Below are 19,390 nucleotides of genomic sequence, written 5' to 3'. Positions count from 1 at the left end.
CGGTCACCGTTCGTCCAACGGTGACCGGAGCGGGGCCGTCCGGTCGAGTGAATTCGCCGTAAGCTGGAGCCTACTGTCCGGGGCGCGAGCCGCCCGCGCCCTCGCGTCGGGCGAGGAAGGCGAGCCGTTCGAAGAGGTGGACGTCCTGCTCGTTCTTCAGCAGGGCGCCGTGCAGGGGCGGGATCAGCTTGGTCGGATCGCGCTCCTTCAGGGAGTCGGCGTCGATGTCCTCGACCATCAGCAGCTTCAGCCAGTCGAGCAGCTCCGAGGTCGAGGGCTTCTTCTTCAGGCCCGGCACCTTGCGCATGTCGTAGAAGATGCGCAGCGCCTCGGAGACGAGCTTCTGCTTGATCCCCGGATAGTGGACCTCGACGATCTGGTTCATCGTGTCGGCGTCGGGGAAGCGGATGTAGTGGAAGAAGCAGCGGCGCAGGAAGGCGTCCGGCAGCTCCTTCTCGTTGTTCGAGGTGATGATCACGATCGGGCGGATCGCCGCCTTGATCGTCTCATTGGTCTCGTAGACGTAGAACTCCATGCGATCGAGCTCCTGAAGGAGGTCGTTCGGGAATTCGATGTCGGCCTTGTCGATCTCGTCGATCAGCAGGACGGGGCGCTTGGGGGCGTCGAAGGCTTCCCAGAGCTTGCCCTTCTTGATGTAGTTCTTGACGTCCTTGACCCGCTCGTCGCCCAGCTGGCTGTCGCGCAGGCGGGTGACGGCGTCGTATTCGTAGAGGCCCTGGTGGGCCTTGGTCGTCGACTTGATGTGCCAGGTGATCAGTTCGGCGTCGAGCGCCTTGGCGATCTCATAGGCCAGCACGGTCTTGCCGGTGCCGGGCTCGCCCTTGATCAGCAGCGGGCGCTCGAGCGCGACGGCCGCATTGACGGCGACCTTCAGATCCTCGGTGGCGACGTAATTGTCGGTGCCTTCGAAACGCTCGGTCATATGAGCTCCCATGGTCCGCGGGTTCAGACGCCCGCGCTCGAACAAATGTTTCAACCTGACGCCAACCTAAAGGGCGGCGCGGGACATTCAAGCGACTTGAGCGCCGCGGAGCGGCCGGCGGCGGCCGGCGGGGCGGGGGTGCGCTCAGAACGCCCGGCGCACGCCCTTTTCCGAGGCTTCGGCCAGGGCCTGCGCGATCTCGGCCATCATCGGCGCCCAGGCGCCGAGGGCCGGAGCGGTGAAGACGCGCATCTGCGGATACCAGGGGTAGTGGTCGGTGCCCACCCGGGTCCAGCCGCCGGGGATGGAGGTCACCCAGGCCGCCGCGCCGCAGGCCCCCGCCAGGTTGACGGTCGCATTGGGGAAGCCGAGCGTCAGGTCCAGGGCGCAGGTGAGGGCGGCGACGTCGTCCAGGTCCTGCTTGAGGTCGATGCCCGGCGGCGTCCAGATCTCGACCCCGAACCGCTCGCGGGCATAGGCGATCTCGTCGGCCGTCTCGCCGTACTGGAGATTGATGAAGCTGACCCCTGGCGTCCGGAGCACGGGCTCCCAGCCGTCGAACCCGGAGAAGAAGCGGCGGCGGGCGTTGTTCATCAGGGCGCTCTTCCAGAGGAAGCCGACCTTCAGGCCGTCGGGCGCGTCCTTCAGCACCTCACGCCAGTGGGCGATGCGGGCGGGATCGGCCTTCAGATAGCCCGCCTTGGCCGGGAAGGCGTCGGCGCTCGCGCGGAACTGGCGGAGCAGGGAGGCCATCGGCGCCCACAGGTCGAAGGTGGTGTCCTGTGCGAAGGGCGCGAACCGGACCGTGCGGCCGCCGACCTCCTGGGTGGCGTGGGGCCCCACCGTGACCCCCGGATAGGAGCGTTCGAACAGCGTCACCAGGCGTCGGGTCAGAGCCAGGGTGACGTGGCCCTCGGGCCCGACGGCGGCGATCACGTCGTCGAGCAGGTTTGCGAACATCACCTCGTCGCCCAGGCCCTGCTCTCCGAAGATGAGCAGCGACTTCCCGCGCAGCTCGGCGCCGGGCGTCCAGGACTCGCCCTGGGCGTGGTAGAGCGTGCAGTCGCTGAACTGCGGATGCAGCCGGGCCTCGTACTCGTCCCAGCCTTCGGCGACGCGGCCGAGCTCGATGAGCATGGTCGAGCGCGACAGGCGCATCATCTGGCGATCGTCCTCGGAGGTCGCGCCGGCCAGGGCGGCGTCGCAGTCCTCGAGCGCGCCGGCGGCGTCGCCGAGCGACAGCCTTATGTTGGCGCGGTTGTAGCGCGCCTTGGCGAAGTCCGGCTGCAGCCGCAGGGCTTCGTCGAAGAAGACCTGCGCCGTCGCCAGGTCCCCCTGTTCGGTGACGATAGTGCCCATGGTGTTCCACGGCATGGCGTGGGTGGGGTTGGCCTCGATGGCCGGGCGCAACACCTCGATCGCCTCGTCGGCCCGGTCCTGATCGCGAATCGCGCAGGCGAGGTTGTTGGCGCCTTCGGGATGGTTGGGATGGGCGGAGAGGAAGTGGCGGAAGAGTTTTTCGGCCTGCGGCTTCATGCCCATGCGGAAGGCCAGGCGGCCCAGGTCGTTCGCCACCTCCGCATGAGAGGGCAGGAGGGCCAGCGCCGATTCGTAGCAGGTGATCGAGGTGGCGAAGTCGCCGGCGCGCTCGCGGGCGATGGCCAGCAGGTACCAGCCATATCCGCTGCGTTCGTCCTGTTCGAGCGCCTGAATGGCGAGCTTGGAGCCCAGTTCGAAGTCGCCCGCCTGCAGCGCCGCCACCGAGCGGCGCAGGAGGGGTTCGATGGCCAGAGACTTGAGCTCGCTGAGGGCGGCGTTCAGTTTCTTGAGCGCCGGCTGCGATCCCGCCGCCCCCATGGCGTCGGCCAGGCCCGGTTGAGCGGGGCGCGGGGCGGCGCCCGCGGCGCTGAGCGCGATGGCCGAGGCTTCGCTCGTCCGGTTCGGGCGCGACATGGCCGCCTCCATTTCCTGCGTGTATGGGGCCATGCTTCGCGGCATTATGCTTAATCCTTGCTTAAGCGCGGCCTTGCGCCACAGGCTTGGCAAGGGCTCATTAACGGTCCGCCCCTTAGCTTGGGACTGTGCGGCGCGTCCTGGAGGGCTCGCCCGCCCTCGCGTCGGGGGGCGTCATTCGGGGGTCGAGCATTGCCGCTCAAACTGTCGCTGAAACCGGGCGAGAAGTTCGTTCTCAACGGCGCCGTCGTGCAGAACGGCGACCGCCGCGGCACCCTGGTGCTCCAGAACAAGGCCTCGGTGCTGCGTGAGAAGGACATCATGCAGCAGGACGAGGCCAACACGCCGGCCCGCCGGGTCTATTTCCCGGTCATGATGATGTACCTCGATGAGCCGGGGGCCGAGCGCTACTACGACGAATTCGTGCGCCGCCTGACGGAGTTCATGGGCGCCGTCCGCAACCCCGCGATCCTGGCCGAGTGCGTGGCGATCTCCAAGCACACCATGACGCGCGAGTACTACAAGGCGCTCATGCAGTGCCGGAAGCTCATCGATTACGAAGACGAGGTGCTGGGTAATGTCCCTTCGAGCCTATCAGCAGGCGGCTCAGAGAGCTGAATCCCCGCGCGAGGCCGAGTACCGGCTGTTCGCCCAGGTGACCCGCGCCCTGATGGAGGCGTCGAAGGCCGATGTCTTCGACTTCGCCACCCGCATGGACGCGCTCGACTGGAACCGGCGCCTCTGGATGGCCCTGGGCGAGGATTGCGCGAGCCCGGGCAACCAGCTGCCCGAGGCGCTCCGCGCGCAGATCATCTCGCTCTCCATCTGGGTCCAGAAGCACACCAGCCTGGTGATCCGCCGCGAGGAGGATTTCGAGGCGCTGATCGAGATCAATCGCATCATCATGCAGGGCCTGGCGCCCTCGGCGGCCGAAGCGGCCTGAGCCGCATCCCGACACATCCTCGGCAACATCGAAGGGCCCGGCGACCGCCGGGCCCTTTCTGCATTCCGCGTCACGTCGCGCGGGCGGCAGAATTGACTCGGCTGTTTGTGCCGGGCGGCAGCGGCGAGGGGCGGGTTGTGCGGGCGGCATGGTTTTCCGGGTCTGAAAAATCGTCCTGAATCAGCGGTTTACCCTCTGGTCCGCGCCGGTCTCCGGTGGCCCGTCGATTGCGATGGATAGACCGGGTCAAGAACGACCCGCCGGCGAAAAATCGCCGAGATCCCGACCAGAATGGAAGGACCACGACCATGCCGATGAATTCGGTCAACACCAATGTCGGCGCCATGGTGGCGCTGCAGAACCTCAACAAGACGAACTCGGAGCTCAACACCACCCAGACCCGCATCAACACCGGCCTGAAGGTCGCCAGCGCCAAGGACAACGGGGCCATCTGGGCCATCGCCCAGAACCAGCGTTCGGACTCCGGCGCGCTGAACGCCGTCAAGGAATCCCTGTCCCGTTCGATCTCGACCGTGGACGTGGCCCTTTCGGCCGGTGAGAGCATCTCCGATCTGCTTCTGCAGATGAAGGAGAAGGCCCTGGCGGCGGCGGACACGACCCTGGACTCGGCGAGCCGCGTGGCCCTGAACGACGACTTCAAGGCCCTGCGCGACCAGATCAGCAAGGTTGTGACCAACGCGACGTTCAACGGCGCCAACATGATCAAGGCGAGCGGTACGACGGTGGCGGCTCTCGCCAGCGCCGACGGCCAGAACAAGATCACTGTGGCGGCGCAGGACCTCTCGCTCGGCGCCAGCGTCGTGACGATCTCCAGCTCGTCGGAGATCGCGACCCAGTCGACGGCTTCGGCGATGATCGCCACGATCAACTCGTCGATCGCCAACGTCTCGGCCGCGCTGTCGAAGCTCGGTACGGGCTCGCGGGCCCTGTCTTCCCACCTCGACTTCGTGGGCAAGCTTCAGGACTCGATCGACGCCGGTGTGGGTAACCTGGTCGACGCCGACCTGGCCAAGGAAAGTGCGAAGCTTCAGTCGCTGCAGACCAAGCAGCAGCTGGGCATCCAGGCGCTCTCCATCGCCAACCAGTCGTCGAGCACGGTGCTGTCCCTGTTCCGTTAACGTCTTGAGGCCGGACGGCGCCTTGCGCGCCGTCCGGCAGACTTTTCACCGGGCAAGGAGCGCCCGGCGCCTTTTGCCGACCTCCGCTAGGCAGAAACTGCAGGGCGCTTGGCCGCCCGGAAAAAGTTGCCGGGCCAAAACGTGCCTAACGGACCTATAACGTAGATTTTTCAATCGCTTGCCGCGATGCGTGCGCCCTGGCCGCCTTGGCCCGGGCGTTGCTGCCATGTCTTCCGGGCAAAACGCCCCCGGCCGTCAAAACGACGCCGGTTTCCTTGAGAATAAGGACGGAAGACGCATGAACAGCGTTAATACCAATGTCGGGGCCATGGTCGCCCTGCAAAACCTCAACAAGACCAGCAGCGATCTCTCCACCGTTCAGTCCCGCATCAACACGGGCTTGAAGATCGCCAGCGCGAAGGACAACGGCGCCATCTGGGCGATCGCCCAGAACCAGCGCTCCGAGTCCGGCGCTCTGAATGCGGTGAAGGACAGCCTTCAGCGTTCGATCTCCACCGTCGACGTCGCCCTTTCCGGCGGCGAAAGCGTTTCGGACCTGCTCCTGCAGATGAAGGAAAAGGCCCTGGCGGCCGCTGACACCACTCTCGATTCGGCCAGCCGCACCGCCCTGAGCGACGACTTCAAGGCGCTGCGCGACCAGATCACCAAGGTGGTCAGCAACGCGACGTTCAACGGCGCCAACATGATCAAGTCGAGCGGTACGACGGTGGCGGCTCTCGCCAGCGCCGACGGCACGAACAAGATCACGGTGGCGGCGCAGGACCTGTCGCTGGGCGGCAGCGTCGTGACCGTGTCCTCCTCGTCGGACATCGCGACCCAGTCGACCGCTGCGGCCATGATCGCCACCATCAACACGTCGATCGCCAACGTTTCGTCGGCCCTGTCGAAGCTGGGTACGGGCTCCAAGGCCCTGGCCTCGCACTACGACTTCGTCGGCAAGCTGCAGGACACGATCGACGCCGGTGTGGGCAACCTGGTCGACGCCGACCTGGCCAAGGAAAGCGCCCGACTCCAGTCGCTGCAGACGAAGCAGCAGCTGGGCATCCAGGCGCTGTCGATCGCCAACTCCTCGAGCTCCACGCTCCTGGGCCTCTTCCGCTAACGGAAGCCCGGCCGCGGGCCTTCACCTACCGCGGCCGGACCTTGGCGGCGGGGAGGGCGACCTCCCCGCCGTTCCGGGTTTCACTTGAAGGGAGGCCGGCGACAGAAACGTCCCGGCATGGACGATGGAAAACAGAGTGGCGGCTGTGGCGGCCACGTTCCCCCTCAGCCTCGAGCGCTCGCCGGCGAAGCCCGTCGAACGCCCGCAAGCGCCCCGTGAACGGAGCGCCCCGAACAACGAACAGGCCGATCTCCGCCTGATCATCGAGGAAGACCCAAACCACGGGCTCTATGTCTACAAGACCGTGGACCGCCGGACCGGCGAGGTCGTCTCGCAGATCCCGCGCGAGGAGCTCCTGAAGCTTCGGGACGATCCGGAATACGAGGCCGGCGACGTCGTCAAGACGACCGCCTGACCGCAGGCCCGGCTGAGGGCCGCCGAAACCTGAGTCCTTTCAACCGTCTCGGTGCGCCGGGGCGGGCGCCGCCGTTTGGGCGTTAACCATCTAGACACCATGTTTCCATAGCGTCCTGCTCGAACAGCACCCCGCGACTCGCTCTATGGATGGCGACACGGGGCGGCGGCCGACGAAGGAGGTCCGAGCATGGCGATCAGCGTACACACCAACAAATCTGCGTTGGTCGCATTGCAGAATCTGAACAAGACCAACGACGAGTTGGCGGGCGTTCAGAACCGGATCAACACCGGGCTCAAGATCGGCAACGCCAAGGACAACGCCTCGGTCTGGTCGATCGCCCAGGGGCAGAGGGCCGATATCGGCGCGCTCGGCGCGGTGAAGATGAGCCTCAACCGGGCGCAATCCATCTCCGAAGTCTCCATGGCGGCCGGCGAATCGGTCTCCGACCTGCTGGTCCAGCTGAAGGAGAAGGTCGTCGGGGCGATGGACACCTCGCTCGACACCCAGGCCCGCAAGGCTCTGGACGACGACTTCAAGTCCATCCTGCGCCAGATCACCCAGGTGATCGAGAACGCCGAGTTCGACGGCGCCAACATCCTCGACGGCACCAGCGGCGCCTCGATCCGCTTCCTGGCCAACGCCGACGCCAACGCCTACATCACGCTTTCGGGCCAGAACCTGTCGCTGGGCGGTTCGATCCTGACGATCGCCTCCACGGCCTCGATCTCGACCAGCACCCTGGCCACCAACATCCTGACCCAGCTCGACGCGTCGATCGCCAATGTGAACGCGTCCCTGGGCAGCCTTGGCGCCCAGGCCAAGCAGATCGAAGCCCACAACAAGTTCGTCGACAAGCTGACCGACGTGCTGACCGCCGGGGTCGGCAACCTGGTCGACGCCGATCTCGCCAAGGAGAGCGCGCGGCTGCAGGCGCTCCAGGTCCAGCAGCAGCTGGGCGCCCAGGCGCTGTCCATCGCCAACGAGGCGCCGCAGGTCGTCCTTTCGCTCTTCCAGTAGGGGGAGCCTCCCAGTCACAGACGGGGCGTCTGGAGAGGGCCCGGATCGCAGGCGGCGATCCGGGCCCTTTCTTATGGTCGCGCTTAACCCGTCGTAAGGGCTTGGGGCGCAGCATGGCCGCGCGAGCGTGCGCCCGCCGGAAGGATCTGATTCGTGATCAGCTTCGATACGAGCCTGCTGGTGAACTACTACCAGTCCAAGCTGACCGGCTTGGGCGGGGCAGGGACGTCCGGCGGCGGGACGGCCAGCGGCAGCACCAAGTATGCGCCGACGGCCCCCTGGTCCGCCGCCGCCGAGCCGATCGATTCGAGCCAGCTCCTGCGCGAGGCGCTGCAGGGCAAGAAGTTCATCGACGAGGGCGCGGCCACGCTCGATCTCTCCGGCGCCAGCTCGGACTACAAGAAGCTCTTCGCGCTCTATCAGGGCCTCGGCACGCTGACGGCCCTGGCCGAGAAGATGCAGGCCAAGAACCTCACGAGCTTCGACAAGGCCCGGCTGACGAGCGCTTTCGAGCGCGGGATGGCCGAGGTGGCCACCTATGCCGACACCTCGAAGTTCGAGCAGATCCGCCTGGGCTTCGCCGAGGTTTCGGACAAGGCGAAGACGAAGGTGGGCATTCCCCGCGCGAAGTACGAATACGTCACCGAACCCCTCGTCACCGGTTCGGCCTCGACCGAGGTTCCGAGCTTCCAGGGCGACGTCCGCTTCAACATCTCGATCAAGCAGGTCAGCGCCACGATCGACGTGGCGATCGACCTCGCCGAGATGGGCGGCCAGCCGCGAACGCTGGCGAACGTCATCAACCACATCAATGGGAAGCTGGAAGCCGCCGGCGTGACGACGCGCCTCGGCCAGGAGCGCATCCCCGGTGAGGAACGCTCCATCCAGGTGGGGGGCAAGTCGGTCAAGCTGCCGGCGGGCGAGGACAGCTGGGCGCTGAAGATCAAGAGCGACATGACCGAGACGGTCAGCTTCTCGCCCGTCCAGACCGCTCCGGCTATCTATATCGCCCAGAAGGCCGGGGATCCCGACCCCGATGGCAAGGCCGACACCGACGACAGCGCCGAGTTCAACCAGCTTCTGAAGTTCCAGGCCGACACCTCGACGGTTCCCGGGCCCCTGCAGCAGACGGGGGAAGCGAACTGGGTCGAGGGTCGCGTCTTCGCCAAGACCCTGGACGGCAACATCGACACGGTGCGTGCGACCGAGGTCGGACCCGACGGTTCGGTCTACATGCTCGCCGACGTCACCGGCGCGGTGGACGGGCAGGGGATCAAGGGCGAGCGCGACGTCGCTCTTCTGAAGTATGATTCGGCGGGCAAGCTCGTCTATTCGCGGGTGCTCGGCGCCTCCGACGAGGCCGAGGGGCTGGCGCTGGCCGTGTCGGCCGATGGCAAGGTGGCGATCGCAGGCCGGGTGTCCGGGGAACTCAGCGGCGCCGAGGACGGTCCGCTGAACTCCGGCTCGACCGCCGCGCTGGCCGACAAGTCCGACAGCTTCGTGACCGTCTTCAACGACGACGGAGAAGAGCTCTGGACCGCCCGTCGCGGCTCGCGGCAGGACGACGAGGCCAGCGAGATCGCCTTCGGGGCGGACGGGACCGTCTATGTGTCGGGCCGCTCCAAGACCTCCATGCCGGGAACCACGGCGCTGGGCGGCTGGGACTCCTATGTCGAAGCCTTCGGCGTGAACGCCAAGGGCGAGCCGGAGGCCAAGTTCACCCAGTCCTTCGGGACCTCCGCAGACGACAGGCCCGCTGGTCTGGTGGTCGACGGGACTCACCTGGTGACCGCCAGCGTCGAGGACGGTCGTGCGGTCCTCCGGCGCTTCGACATCTCCGGCGGTTCGCCCGTCCAGGTCGCTCAGCGGGATCTCGGCGACCTGCAGGGCGGGGCGATTGAAGGACTGGCCCTCGACGGCGGACAGGTCGTGGTCGTCGGCTCCACCCGCAACGCCGCCCTGTCGGCGGGCAGCGTGACCCGCGCCCATGCCGGCGGTCTCGACGCCTTCGCCGCCCAGGTCTCGGCCGACCTGTCCAGCGGACCGAGCGACGCCGTGGCCTATTACGGGGGCGCGGGCGACGACAAGGCTGCGGGGCTCGCCGTCTCGGGTGGGCAGGTCTGGATCACCGGCTCGGCCGGCGGGGCGCTGCCGGGCATGACCGAGCGAGGCGAGGCCGACGGTTTCGTCGCCCAACTGGACATCGGCGCCGGCTCCGTCGTCTGGCAGCAGCAGTTCACCGGAAAGGGCGGCTTCGCCACGCCCGGCGCGATCGCCGTGGCCGACCAGGGAGCGAGCGTGCTCGACCGGCTGGGGCTCCCCTCCGGCCAGATCGACTTCAAGGATTCCTCCAAGCTGACCGCCGTGAGCGCCCTGCGCGAAGGCGACCACTTCTACATCGCCGCCAATGGCGGGCGGGCGAAGATGGTCGAGATCGGCCGCGACGAGACGCTGGAGAGTCTCAGCCTGAAGGTCCGGCGGGCGACGGGCTTCCAGGTCAAGGTCGACATCGCCGTCAGCAACGGCGTCCGCACCCTGCAGATCAAACCGCTCAACGACCGCAGCCTGATCGAACTGACGCCCGGCGAGGAGGGGCGGGACGCGCTGTCGGTCCTGGGGCTCAGCGAAGGCCTGTTGCGCGCCACGAAGTTCGAGGACGGCAAGACCGTCTCGGCCGACGGCAAGAACACCTTCTACGGCCTCAACATGCACACCGGCATCAAGCTGGAGACGCCGGAGGACATCCGCCACGCCCTCGCCGAACTGACGGCGGCGCAAGGCGTTATCCGGACGATCTACAAGGATCTGGAGAAGGCCGCGACGCCGGAGAGCGTCCTGCGCCAGCGGGAGGCGGCGAGCGGCCAGGCGCCGGCCTATCTGACCAACCAGATCGCCAACTATCAGGCGGCTCTCGACCGTCTGACCGGCGGCGGCTAAGTCTCATTCTTGAAACCGTCGCGGGCGCGGTCTAGAGCGCCCCCGACGATGTCCGGACGCCTCGGCGGCCGGGCTTGCCCGTTTCGACGCCCCGCCGGGCGCGAACCGTTTGTGAGGCGCCATGGACTTCCTGAACGATCGCCGCACCGTGCTCGCCCTCATCGGCGGGGCCCTGGCCCTGCTGGCCGGCATGGGCATAGCGGTGGTCGTCATGGGCGGCGACGACGATGCGGCGCCCGAGCCGCCGCCGGCCTCCAAGGGCGGCCTCGTCGTCGAGACGGTGGACATGGACGATGGCCGTCTCGATCCGGCGCGTCCGCTCCGTTGCTTCGTGGGCGGGCAGTTCGTGGGCGACATCACCCTGGCGGAGTGCGCGCGGCGCAACGGCGTGGCCACCGGCGCGCTCGACGTCGGGGTGGACGAGACCGGCGCCCTGGCCGCCGCCGACCAGGCCGGCACCGTGCTGACCCCGCTGCCGCCGCCGGTGGAGCCGGTCGTTACGCCCGCGGCGCCCGCGCCTTCGGGGCCGGCGCCGACGCCGTCGACCCTGCCCAATGTGGATTCCCAGCCACAGGCGCCGGCCGGCGCCTGCTGGCGCTACGCCGGCGGCGAATGGCGGCGGATGCCCGGCGACCTGACGCTCAACGCCTGCGTCCAGTCCCTCTTCGCCGGACGCTGCGAGCCGGCGGGCTCGGCGACCTACGGGCGCTGGATGCAGCAGACCCTGCGCCTGGTGCCTGGCCGCGTGGAGGTCTCGGCCGACAACCGCCGGTTCCGGACGCTGGCGGAGCAGGGGCCGGGCTGCGCCATTCCGGCGATCGGCTGACGCCTCGCCGCCGCCACGAAGCCGGTGTAGCATCGCCTCATGTTCCGAACCGCCATCCTCCTGGGCGCCTGCGCCCTTGCGCTCGCCGGGTGCCAGAAGCGCACCGTTCCGCCCGGCGACCGCGGCGTCTGCTACCACGTGACGCGCACCCCCGAGGGGGAGCTCAAGTACAACCGCGTCCCCGGCGCGCAGCCCGATCTCGAGCATTGCGCCGCCGCCCTCGAGGCGATCCGCGTGCGCTTCCTGTCCATGGGCGGTTCGCAACGCACCCTGGTCGGCGCCTATCAGGGGAACTTCCTGTTCCTGCAGCCTGAAGGCATCTTCACCGCTCCCTCGCTGGAGCAGAATCGTTATCTGGTGCTGGTCCGCACGGGCGATGGGCGGCTGGCCATCCCCGGCGCGATGCCGATGCAATAGCGGCGACCCGGAACGTAGGTAGAACATCGGCGTTGATCGCGCCGGGCTCAGGGGCTAGCGTTCCGGCTGGCTCCTGTTCATCCACAGGCAATTTCAAGGACATCCACATGGCGGGCAGCGTCAACAAGGTCATTCTCGTGGGCAATCTCGGCGCCGACCCGGAAATCCGCTCGCTCGGCAGCGGCGACCGGGTGGCGAACCTGCGCGTCGCCACCTCGGAGACCTGGCGCGACCGGTCCTCGGGCGAGCGCAAGGAACGCACCGAGTGGCACCGGGTGGTGATCTTCAACGAGAACCTGGTGAAGGTGGCCGAGAACTACCTGCGCAAGGGGTCCAAGGTCTATATCGAGGGCGCCATCCAGACCCGCAAATGGACCGACCAGTCGGGGCAGGAGCGCTACTCCACCGAGATCGTGCTGCAGAAGTTCCGTGGCGAACTGACCATGCTCGACGGCCGCGGCGGCGGTGAGGACGAGGGCGGCGGCGGTTACGGCGGCGGCTTCTCCTCCTCCTCGGGCCCCCGCAACACGTCTTCGGGTCCGCGCGAGGACTTCTCCGCCGATCTGGACGACGAGATCCCGTTCTAGGCGCAAGGGCCGGATCGGGGCCGCGCCAGGGCCGTTGTGTCGACCGAAGGCGGCGCCTGCGCGCCGCCGACGGGAGGCCGCGGCGGATGAAACAGGTTCGGATCGGTACGTCGGGCTGGGTCTACAAGCCCTGGCGCGGCCCGTTCTATCCCGAGGACCTGCCGCAGACGCGCTGGCTCGACTTCTACGCCGGGCGGTTCACGACCGCCGAGATCAACGGAACCTTTTACCGGCTGCCCACCCAGGCGGCCGTCGCGCGCTGGCGGGAAACCACGCCGGAGGGATTCCTCTTCGCCTGGAAGGCCTCGCGGTTCCTGACGCACATGAAGCGGCTGAAGGAGCCGGAGGAGTCCCTGCGGCGGATCTATGCGCCCATGTCGGCGCTCGGCGACAAGCTGGGGCCCTGCCTCTTCCAGCTGCCGCCCCAGATGTCGCCGGACCTGCCGCGGCTGACCGACTTTCTCGCGCTGCTGCCGGGCGACCGCCGGCACGTGGTCGAGTTCCGCGATCCCGCCTGGTACGACGATCAGGTGTTCGCCGCGCTCGAGGCGCGCCGCGTGGCGCTGTGCATCTCCGACCATCACCATGCGCCGGCGCCCTGGGTCGCCACGGCGCCGTTCGTCTATGTGCGGGGGCATGGTCCCGGCGGACGCTACAGCGGGTCCTATGATGAGGCCGAGCTCGATCGCTGGGCCGGGCGGATCGCCGGGTGGCGTGACGAGGGGCGCGAGGTCTTCGCCTATTTCGACAACGATATCGGGTGCGCGGCGCCCGGCGACGCGCGGCGCCTCGTCGAGCGTCTCGAACCGGGGGGCCGGGCTTAAGGCGTCTTGTGCGTCGGCGTCAGCCGCCAGCTGTCGGCCAGCACATGGTAGATCGGCTGGGGCATGATCAGGCCCGAGACCCAGCGCGCCAGCAGGGAGGTCAGCATCAGCGGCGCGACGAGCCCGGGATCGCGGGTCATCTCCATCAGGATCACGGCGCTGGTCAGCGGCGCCTGGACGACGCCCGACAGGTAGCCGGCCATGCCGAGCACGACCGCATCGCGCCCCGCGAAGGCGAGGAAGCTCTCCGACAGGGCCGAGCCGATGCCGGCGCCGGTGGCGAGGGAGGGGGCGAAGATGCCGCCCGGGGCCCCGGAGACGGCGGCCGCGAGGCTGGCCACGAACTTCCACACCGCCAGGTTCAGCCCGCCGCCCTCGTCCCCGTGCAGGAGGGCGCGGGCCTCGTGGTAGCCGGCGCCGAAGGTGACGCCGCCGGAGATCAGCGCGGCGCCGACCGCCACCAGCCCGCAGAGGAAGGCGAAGAACACCGGCCGCCCCTGACGCCAGCGGGCGACCGGGTTCGATCCGGGCCCGATCACATAGGCCAGCAGGCGGGAGAAGACGCCGCCGGCCACGCCGCTGATGAGGCCGATGACGGGCGCGGCCAGCCAGGCGGCGCGCAGGTCGGTCTGGCCGCTCAGCGTGCCGAAATAGGCGTAGTCGCCCTGCAGGGCGTAGGCGGTGAAGCCGGCGACCACCACGACCAGGATGACCGTGGTGTGGGTGCGCCGCTCGAAGCTGCGCGCCAGCTCCTCGAAGGCGAAGACGACGCCGGCGATGGGGGTGTTGAAGGCTGCGGCCACGCCCGCCGCCCCGCCGGCGATGATCATGGCCCGGCGGCCCGGCCCGCCCTTCAGGCCGCGGGTCAGGGTGCGCATCACGCCCGCCACGACCTGGACCGTCGGACCCTCGCGGCCGATGGAGGCGCCGCAGAGCAGCAGCCAGGCGGCCATCACCACCTTCCAGGCGCCGGTGCGAAGGGTGACGCGACGTCCGCCCCAGCGCCCGCGCCAGCGCTGTTCGGCGGCGGCGATGACCTGGGGGATTCCGCTGCCGGCCGCCTCCGGCGCGAACCGCCGCGTCAGCCAGACGGCAGTGGCGAAGCCGATCGGCAGGAGCGACAGGGTGAAGGCCGGCGACCATTCGTAGAGGCGGCCATGCAGCTCCATCGCCGCGTCGCAAAGGCGGGCGAAAAAGGCGGCGACTAGACCGGCGAGGACGGCGACCAGGACGATGAGCGCCGTGCGCCAGGCGCGCCGCGCCTGCAGGTAAGCGGCGACCTCTTCACGCCGCGAGGGCGCGGCGGACGGGCGGAAGAATGGCGGCGGAGGCACGCCGCCTTATGCCCCGGCGCGGCGGCCCGGACAATGACTGCGGGGGAGGCCTATTCGCCGGAGTCTTCGGTCGGCTTGGCCGGACACACGTCGCTGATCCGGTGGGCTTCGGTGCTGGCGCGGCCGGAGATGGGAATGCCGGCGAAGGTGGTGGCGATGTTGGCGGTCAGGGTGAAGCTGGTGGGCGTGAAGGCCCCCTGGCCGGAGACCTCGACCTCGCGGCCCTTCTTGCTGACGCAGGTGCCCTTGAGCAGGATCTTGCCGCCCTCGAAGGAGCGGACCGGATAGGTGCACTTATAGTGCCGGTTGCTCGGCCCCATCATGAACTTCTGCACCTCCTCGGGCGTGATGCAGCGCCGCTCCACATCCTTGGTGCGGATCGGCGAGAGCACGCGATTGGTGCTTTCCCAGTAGCCCGGCAGGATCCCTTCGGCCGCGCCGGCGGGACCGGCCGCGGCGGCCGCAGCGAGAACGAGGGGCAGAATACGCTTCATCGATACCTTCCTAAGGGGCGACAGGACGCCCTTCTATGCCGTTGAACCTGAACGGATGCTGTCCGTCGGCCAGGCGCAGGGCGTCCCGCCTCCGTCTCAGCCGGCGATCGCGCCGCACGCCACCCGGGCGCCGGCGCCGCCGATGGGCTGGGTCTTGTGGTCGTCGGGGCTGGCGTGGATCACCACCGCCGCGCCGTCGTCGTCCATCAAGGCCGCCCGCCCGCTCTGGCCATCGAACGACACATAGGTGCTGAAGAGCTCGACGACACCCTTTCCATCGGCGCCCACATAGAGGTTGGGCAGATCCCCAGCCTCGTTCGCGTCGGGGTTCAGCAGGCCGTGGACCATGCTCGCCTCGGTGTGCACATGGCCGCCCGCGGAGGTGAAGTCGGACTTCGAACAGTCGCCCTTCTCGTGGAAGTGCAGTCCATGCCAGCCGGGCGTCAGGCCCGAGACCTCGAGCCGCATCAGCACGCCCTTGGGGGCTTCGGTGAGGGTCGCGGTCCCGATCGCCTGGCCGGCGTTGTTCTTGAGCTCGACGGTCTTCTGAGCGCCGATATCGGCGGCCACGGCGCCGCCTGCGGCGAGCAGGGCGGCGGCGAGAGCGGGGGCGAGAAGCTTCATGAGATCACCTTCCTGATACGCGACGGTCGGGGCCGAAGTTGGCTCAGCCTCTGCGGGATGCTAACACCTGAATTCGTGTTTCGTGTCCGATTCTGACGGCATTTCCCCACTTTGACCGACGACTCTCATATCCCACCGGATGACGGCCGGCGCGGGGGCGTCGCCCCCGTCGCCATCGAGGACGAGCTCAAGCGCTCCTATCTCGATTACGCCATGAGCGTGATTGTCAGCCGCGCCCTTCCGGACGCGCGCGACGGTCTGAAGCCGGTGCATCGCCGCATCCTGTTCTCGATGAACGAGCAGGGGCACACGCCCGACCGCGGCTACGTCAAGTCGGCCCGCGTGGTCGGTGACGTCATGGGTAAGTATCACCCGCACGGCGACGCGGCGATCTACATGACCCTGGTGCGCATGGCGCAGCCCTTCTCGATGGGCCTGCTGCTGATCGACGGGCAGGGCAACTTCGGCTCGGTGGACAACGATCCGCCGGCGGCCATGCGTTACACCGAATGCCGGCTGACGCGCGCCTCCATGTCGCTCCTCGCCGACCTCGACAAGGACACGGTCGACTTCAAGCCGAACTATGACGGCTCCGAGCACGAACCGGCGGTCCTGCCGGCGCGGATCCCGAACCTGCTGGTCAACGGCGCCGGCGGCATCGCCGTCGGCATGGCCACCAACATCCCGCCCCACAATCTGGGCGAGGTGATCGACGCCTGCACGACCTTCATCGACAATCCCGAGGTCAGCCTCGAGGAACTGGCCGACATCGTGCCGGGCCCGGACTTCCCTACCGGGGGCGAGATCATGGGCCGCACCGGCGCGCGCCAGGCGCTGCTGACCGGCCGCGGCTCGGTGGTCACGCGCGGCAAGGCGACGATCCAGGAGATCCGCAAGGATCGCGAGGCCATCGTCATCACCGCCTTGCCCTTCCAGGTGAACAAGGCCGCGCTCGTCGAGCGGATCGCCGAACTGGTCCGCGAGAAGCGCATCGAAGGCATCGCCGACCTGCGCGACGAGAGCGACCGCGACGGCATGAGCGTGGTGGTGGAGCTCAAGCGCGACGCCTCGGCCGAGGTCGTGCTGAACCAGCTCTACCGCTACACGGCCCTGCAGTCCTCCTTCGCCGTCAACATGCTGGCTCTCGACCGCGGCCGTCCGCGGGAGATGAATCTGCGCGACCTGATCGTCGCCTTCGTGGACTTCCGCGAAGAGGTGGTCGTCCGCCGGACCAAGTACGAGCTCTCGAAGGCCCGCGACCGCGGCCACGTGCTGGTCGGCCTGGCCATCGCCGTGGCCAATATCGACGAAGTCATCCACATCATCCGCTCGTCCAAGGACCCGGCCGAGGCGCGCGAGCGCCTGACGGCCAAGGCCTGGCCCGCGGGCGACATGATGCCGCTCGTCGACCTGATCGCCGACCCGCGCACGGTGCTGGTCGACGGCGATCAGATCCGGCTCACCGAGGAACAGGCTCGCGCCATCCTGGCGCTGACCCTCTCGCGCCTGACGGGCCTGGGCCGCGACGAGATCTTCGGCGAGGCCGGCGAACTTGCCGGCTCCATCCGCGGCTATCTCGAGATCCTGGCCTCCCGTGAGAAGATCATGGGCATCGTCCGCGAGGAGCTGATCGCGGTGAAGGACGCCTTCGCCGTGCCCCGCCGCACCGAGATCCTCGAGGGCGGCGGCGACATGGAGGACGAGGACCTCATCGCCCGCGAGGAGATGGTCATCGCGGTGACCCATTCGGGCTATGTGAAGCGCACGCCGCTGGCCACCTACCGCACCCAGCATCGGGGCGGGAAGGGGCGTTCGGGCATGTCGATGAAGGACGAGGACGTGGTCACCCGCGTCTTCTCGGCCAACACCCACACGCCGGTCCTGTTCTTCTCCTCGGGCGGCAAGGTCTACAAGCTGAAGGTCTGGCGCCTGCCCGTGGGCGCGCCGAACTCGCGCGGCAAGGCCTTCGTCAATCTCCTGCCCATCGAGCCGGGCGAGAGCATCACCTCGATCCTTCCCCTGCCGGAGGACGAGGCGAGCTGGGATCAGTACGACGTCATGTTCGCCACGCGCTCGGGCAATGTCCGGCGCAACAAGCTGTCGGACTTCGTGCAGATCAACCGCAACGGCAAGATCGCCATGAAGCTGGACGAGGGCGACGCCATCGTCGGCGTGGCCGTCTGTCGGGCCGATCAGGACGTGCTGCTGACCACGGCGGCCGGCCGCTGCATCCGCTTCTCCGTGGGCGACGTCCGCGTCTTCGCCAGCCGCGATTCCACCGGCGTGCGCGGCGTGCGCCTGGGCGAGGGCGACAGCGTCATCTCAATGGCCATCCTGCGCTCGGTGGAGGCCACGCCGGCCGAACGCAGCGCCTATCTCAAGCACGCCAACGCCATCCGCGCGGCCGCCTCCGGCGAAGCCGAGGAGCCGACGACGCCGGAAGCCGGCGACGAGGAAGAGGCCGAGGGCGGCGAGATGACCCTGTCGGTCGAACGCATCGCGGCGCTGGGCGCGGCCGAGGAGTTCATCCTGACCGTCTCGTCCGAAGGCTTCGGCAAGCGCAGCTCGGCCTACGACTTCCGCCGCACCGGCCGGGGTGGCCAGGGCCTGATGGCCCAGGACCTGACCAAGCGCGGCGGCCGTCTGACGGCCTCGTTCCCGGTGGAGGACGGCGACGAGATCCTGCTCGTGACCGACCAGGGGCAACTGATCCGCACGCCCGTCTCGCAGATCCGGATCGCCGGCCGCAACACCCAGGGGGTGACGATCTTCCGCACGGCGGCCGACGAGCACGTGGTCTCCGTCGAGCGGCTGGCCGAAGCCGCCGGCGAAGACGGCGACATCGACGACGCGCCTGAGGGCGGCGAAGACGCCGGAGAGGCCTGACCTGCGGCATTAGGGCTTGCTTTCGCCGCTTCGCGCGGCGAAAGCCGAAGGACCAAGGGATAACGGGGAAACGCCACATGACCCGCATCGGGCTCTACCCGGGCACGTTCGATCCGATCACCAACGGCCACACCGACATCATCGGGCGGGCGGTCAAGCTGGTGGACAAGCTGGTCATCGGCGTGGCGATCAACGCCGGCAAGGGCCCGCTGTTCTCGCTCGAGGAGCGGGTGGCCATCATCGAGGCCGAGACCGAGCATCTGGCCGCCGACGGGGCGGAGATCGAGGTGCAGCCCTACGAGGGCCTGACCCTGCAGTTCGCCCGCCAGGTGGGCGCAGGCGTCATCGTCCGCGGCCTGCGCGCCGTGGCCGATTTCGAGTACGAATTCCAGATGACGGCCATGAACCAGCAGCTGGATCGTGAGATCGAGACCGTCTTCCTGATGGCCGATCCGCGCCATCAGGCGATCGCTTCGCGCCTGGTGAAGGAGATCGCCATCCTGGGCGGCGACGTCACCAAGTTCGTCAGCCCCCGGGTGAAGGATGCTCTGCTCGCCAAGGTGGCGCGTTGAGGCCCGAGGCCGAGGGGTTCGCCCGCGACTGGATCGCGGCCTGGAACGCCCAGGACCTGGCGGCGATCCTCTCCCACTACGCCGAGGATATCGTTTTCGTCAGTCCCGCCGCGGCGCGGATCACCGGCGATCCTTCCGGCCGCGTCGTCGGCAAGGCGGCGCTGGCGGCCTATTGGGAGGAGGCGCTGAAGCGCGCGCCGGATCTCCGGTTCACGCTTAAGAGCGTGCTCAAAGGGCCGGACGCCCTGGCCCTGCGCTATCACAGCTCCCGGACGGGCGGCGAGGTGGTCGAGGTGCTGCGCTTCGGCCCTGACGGGCTGGCCGTCGAGGCGGCCGCCTATTACGAGTGATCC

The 19,390-nt window shown here is 68.4% G+C and carries 19 protein-coding genes; 14 read left to right on the top strand and 5 right to left on the bottom strand.

Features of this window, described 5'->3' with window-relative positions; translation table 11 throughout:
- Positions 1-70: 70 nt before the first annotated feature.
- Together H2041_RS04565 and H2041_RS04560 are read right to left on the bottom strand one after the other, a co-directional pair.
- Entirely contained in the window at positions 71-943 is an 873-nt protein-coding gene (locus H2041_RS04565; RefSeq protein WP_293409944.1) for a MoxR family ATPase, read from the bottom strand.
- Positions 944-1,087: 144 nt separating this feature from the next.
- Positions 1,088-2,896 (bottom strand): tetratricopeptide repeat protein, encoded by a 1,809-nt coding sequence (locus tag H2041_RS04560; RefSeq protein ID WP_293409942.1) that lies wholly within the window; start codon positions 2,894-2,896, stop codon positions 1,088-1,090.
- A 192-nt stretch (positions 2,897-3,088) separates the two neighbouring features.
- Between H2041_RS04560 and flbT the strand changes: the two genes are divergently transcribed.
- From flbT to H2041_RS04505, 11 genes are all read left to right on the top strand, one after another.
- Positions 3,089-3,514, top strand: a complete 426-nt coding sequence (gene flbT, locus H2041_RS04555) for a flagellar biosynthesis repressor FlbT (RefSeq protein ID WP_293409939.1) — start codon at positions 3,089-3,091, stop codon at positions 3,512-3,514.
- The gene (gene flaF / locus H2041_RS04550; protein WP_293409937.1) at positions 3,474-3,839 is read left to right on the top strand and encodes a flagellar biosynthesis regulator FlaF; all 366 of its coding nucleotides are present in this window, start codon (positions 3,474-3,476) and stop codon (positions 3,837-3,839) included. Before flbT ends, flaF begins: the two co-directional genes overlap by 41 nt.
- 308 nt (positions 3,840-4,147) lie before the next feature.
- Positions 4,148-4,978 carry a flagellin gene (locus H2041_RS04545; RefSeq protein WP_293409935.1) on the top strand — a complete coding sequence of 277 codons (831 nt, stop codon included), beginning with the start codon at positions 4,148-4,150 and terminating at the stop codon, positions 4,976-4,978.
- Between the two features lie 298 nt (positions 4,979-5,276).
- Entirely contained in the window at positions 5,277-6,101 is an 825-nt protein-coding gene (locus H2041_RS04540) for a flagellin (RefSeq protein WP_293409932.1), read from the top strand.
- 145 nt (positions 6,102-6,246) lie between these two features.
- On the top strand, positions 6,247-6,516 hold the full coding sequence (locus H2041_RS04535; RefSeq protein ID WP_293409930.1) for a hypothetical protein: 270 nt from the start codon (positions 6,247-6,249) through the stop codon (positions 6,514-6,516).
- Positions 6,517-6,705: 189 nt separating this feature from the next.
- Positions 6,706-7,536: a flagellin gene (locus tag H2041_RS04530; protein ID WP_293409928.1), complete on the top strand. Its 831-nt coding sequence runs from the start codon at positions 6,706-6,708 to the stop codon at positions 7,534-7,536.
- Between the two features lie 153 nt (positions 7,537-7,689).
- Positions 7,690-10,473, top strand: a complete 2,784-nt coding sequence (locus H2041_RS04525; protein WP_293409926.1) for a hypothetical protein — start codon at positions 7,690-7,692, stop codon at positions 10,471-10,473.
- A 121-nt stretch (positions 10,474-10,594) separates the two neighbouring features.
- Complete coding sequence (locus tag H2041_RS04520) at positions 10,595-11,299, top strand: hypothetical protein (protein ID WP_293409924.1); 705 nt, start codon at positions 10,595-10,597, stop codon at positions 11,297-11,299.
- 39 nt (positions 11,300-11,338) lie between these two features.
- The gene (locus H2041_RS04515; protein WP_293409922.1) at positions 11,339-11,716 is read left to right on the top strand and encodes a hypothetical protein; all 378 of its coding nucleotides are present in this window, start codon (positions 11,339-11,341) and stop codon (positions 11,714-11,716) included.
- A 107-nt stretch (positions 11,717-11,823) separates the two neighbouring features.
- Positions 11,824-12,303 carry a single-stranded DNA-binding protein gene (ssb, locus tag H2041_RS04510; RefSeq protein ID WP_293409920.1) on the top strand — a complete coding sequence of 160 codons (480 nt, stop codon included), beginning with the start codon at positions 11,824-11,826 and terminating at the stop codon, positions 12,301-12,303.
- Between the two features lie 86 nt (positions 12,304-12,389).
- On the top strand, positions 12,390-13,127 hold the full coding sequence (locus H2041_RS04505; protein WP_293409918.1) for a DUF72 domain-containing protein: 738 nt from the start codon (positions 12,390-12,392) through the stop codon (positions 13,125-13,127).
- Here the strand turns inward: H2041_RS04505 and H2041_RS04500 are convergent.
- From H2041_RS04500 to H2041_RS04490, 3 genes are all read right to left on the bottom strand, one after another.
- Positions 13,124-14,461, bottom strand: coding sequence for a chloride channel protein (locus H2041_RS04500; RefSeq protein ID WP_293409916.1), 1,338 nt, complete (start codon positions 14,459-14,461; stop codon positions 13,124-13,126). The two genes, H2041_RS04505 and H2041_RS04500, sit on opposite strands and share 4 nt — an antisense overlap.
- Before the next feature lie 50 nt (positions 14,462-14,511).
- Positions 14,512-14,955, bottom strand: coding sequence for a DUF3617 family protein (locus tag H2041_RS04495; protein ID WP_293409914.1), 444 nt, complete (start codon positions 14,953-14,955; stop codon positions 14,512-14,514).
- Positions 14,956-15,051: 96 nt separating this feature from the next.
- Positions 15,052-15,579, bottom strand: a complete 528-nt coding sequence (locus H2041_RS04490) for a superoxide dismutase family protein (RefSeq protein ID WP_367132822.1) — start codon at positions 15,577-15,579, stop codon at positions 15,052-15,054.
- Between the two features lie 111 nt (positions 15,580-15,690).
- Here H2041_RS04490 and gyrA point away from each other — a divergent pair, with 111 nt between their 5' ends.
- From gyrA to H2041_RS04475, 3 genes are all read left to right on the top strand, one after another.
- Positions 15,691-18,465 (top strand): DNA gyrase subunit A, encoded by a 2,775-nt coding sequence (gene gyrA / locus H2041_RS04485; RefSeq protein WP_293409912.1) that lies wholly within the window; start codon positions 15,691-15,693, stop codon positions 18,463-18,465.
- A gap of 77 nt (positions 18,466-18,542) precedes the next feature.
- Entirely contained in the window at positions 18,543-19,037 is a 495-nt protein-coding gene (gene coaD / locus H2041_RS04480; RefSeq protein WP_293409910.1) for a pantetheine-phosphate adenylyltransferase, read from the top strand.
- A complete protein-coding gene (locus H2041_RS04475) occupies positions 19,034-19,387 on the top strand; it encodes a nuclear transport factor 2 family protein (protein ID WP_293409908.1) in 354 nt (117 codons plus the stop codon). Before coaD ends, H2041_RS04475 begins: the two co-directional genes overlap by 4 nt.
- Positions 19,388-19,390: the final 3 nt, after the last annotated feature.

The sequence above is a fragment of the Phenylobacterium sp. genome (assembly GCF_013911965.1).
Lineage (GTDB): Bacteria > Pseudomonadota > Alphaproteobacteria > Caulobacterales > Caulobacteraceae > Phenylobacterium.
This window is presented reverse-complemented; position numbering and strand designations above follow the sequence as displayed.

Excerpts from the sequence above, each read along its gene's own strand:
- H2041_RS04565 (WP_293409944.1), bottom strand. The coding sequence starts at position 943 with ATGACCGAGCGTTTCGAAGGCACCGACAATTACGTCGCCACCGAGGAT.
- H2041_RS04560 (WP_293409942.1), bottom strand. The coding sequence starts at position 2,896 with ATGTCGCGCCCGAACCGGACGAGCGAAGCCTCGGCCATCGCGCTCAGC.
- flaF (WP_293409937.1), top strand. The coding sequence starts at position 3,474 with ATGTCCCTTCGAGCCTATCAGCAGGCGGCTCAGAGAGCTGAATCCCCG.
- H2041_RS04545 (WP_293409935.1), top strand. The coding sequence starts at position 4,148 with ATGCCGATGAATTCGGTCAACACCAATGTCGGCGCCATGGTGGCGCTG.
- H2041_RS04540 (WP_293409932.1), top strand. The coding sequence starts at position 5,277 with ATGAACAGCGTTAATACCAATGTCGGGGCCATGGTCGCCCTGCAAAAC.
- H2041_RS04530 (WP_293409928.1), top strand. The coding sequence starts at position 6,706 with ATGGCGATCAGCGTACACACCAACAAATCTGCGTTGGTCGCATTGCAG.
- H2041_RS04520 (WP_293409924.1), top strand. The coding sequence starts at position 10,595 with ATGGACTTCCTGAACGATCGCCGCACCGTGCTCGCCCTCATCGGCGGG.
- H2041_RS04515 (WP_293409922.1), top strand. The coding sequence starts at position 11,339 with ATGTTCCGAACCGCCATCCTCCTGGGCGCCTGCGCCCTTGCGCTCGCC.
- ssb (WP_293409920.1), top strand. The coding sequence starts at position 11,824 with ATGGCGGGCAGCGTCAACAAGGTCATTCTCGTGGGCAATCTCGGCGCC.
- H2041_RS04505 (WP_293409918.1), top strand. The coding sequence starts at position 12,390 with ATGAAACAGGTTCGGATCGGTACGTCGGGCTGGGTCTACAAGCCCTGG.
- H2041_RS04495 (WP_293409914.1), bottom strand. The coding sequence starts at position 14,955 with ATGAAGCGTATTCTGCCCCTCGTTCTCGCTGCGGCCGCCGCGGCCGGT.
- H2041_RS04490 (WP_367132822.1), bottom strand. The coding sequence starts at position 15,579 with ATGAAGCTTCTCGCCCCCGCTCTCGCCGCCGCCCTGCTCGCCGCAGGC.
- coaD (WP_293409910.1), top strand. The coding sequence starts at position 18,543 with ATGACCCGCATCGGGCTCTACCCGGGCACGTTCGATCCGATCACCAAC.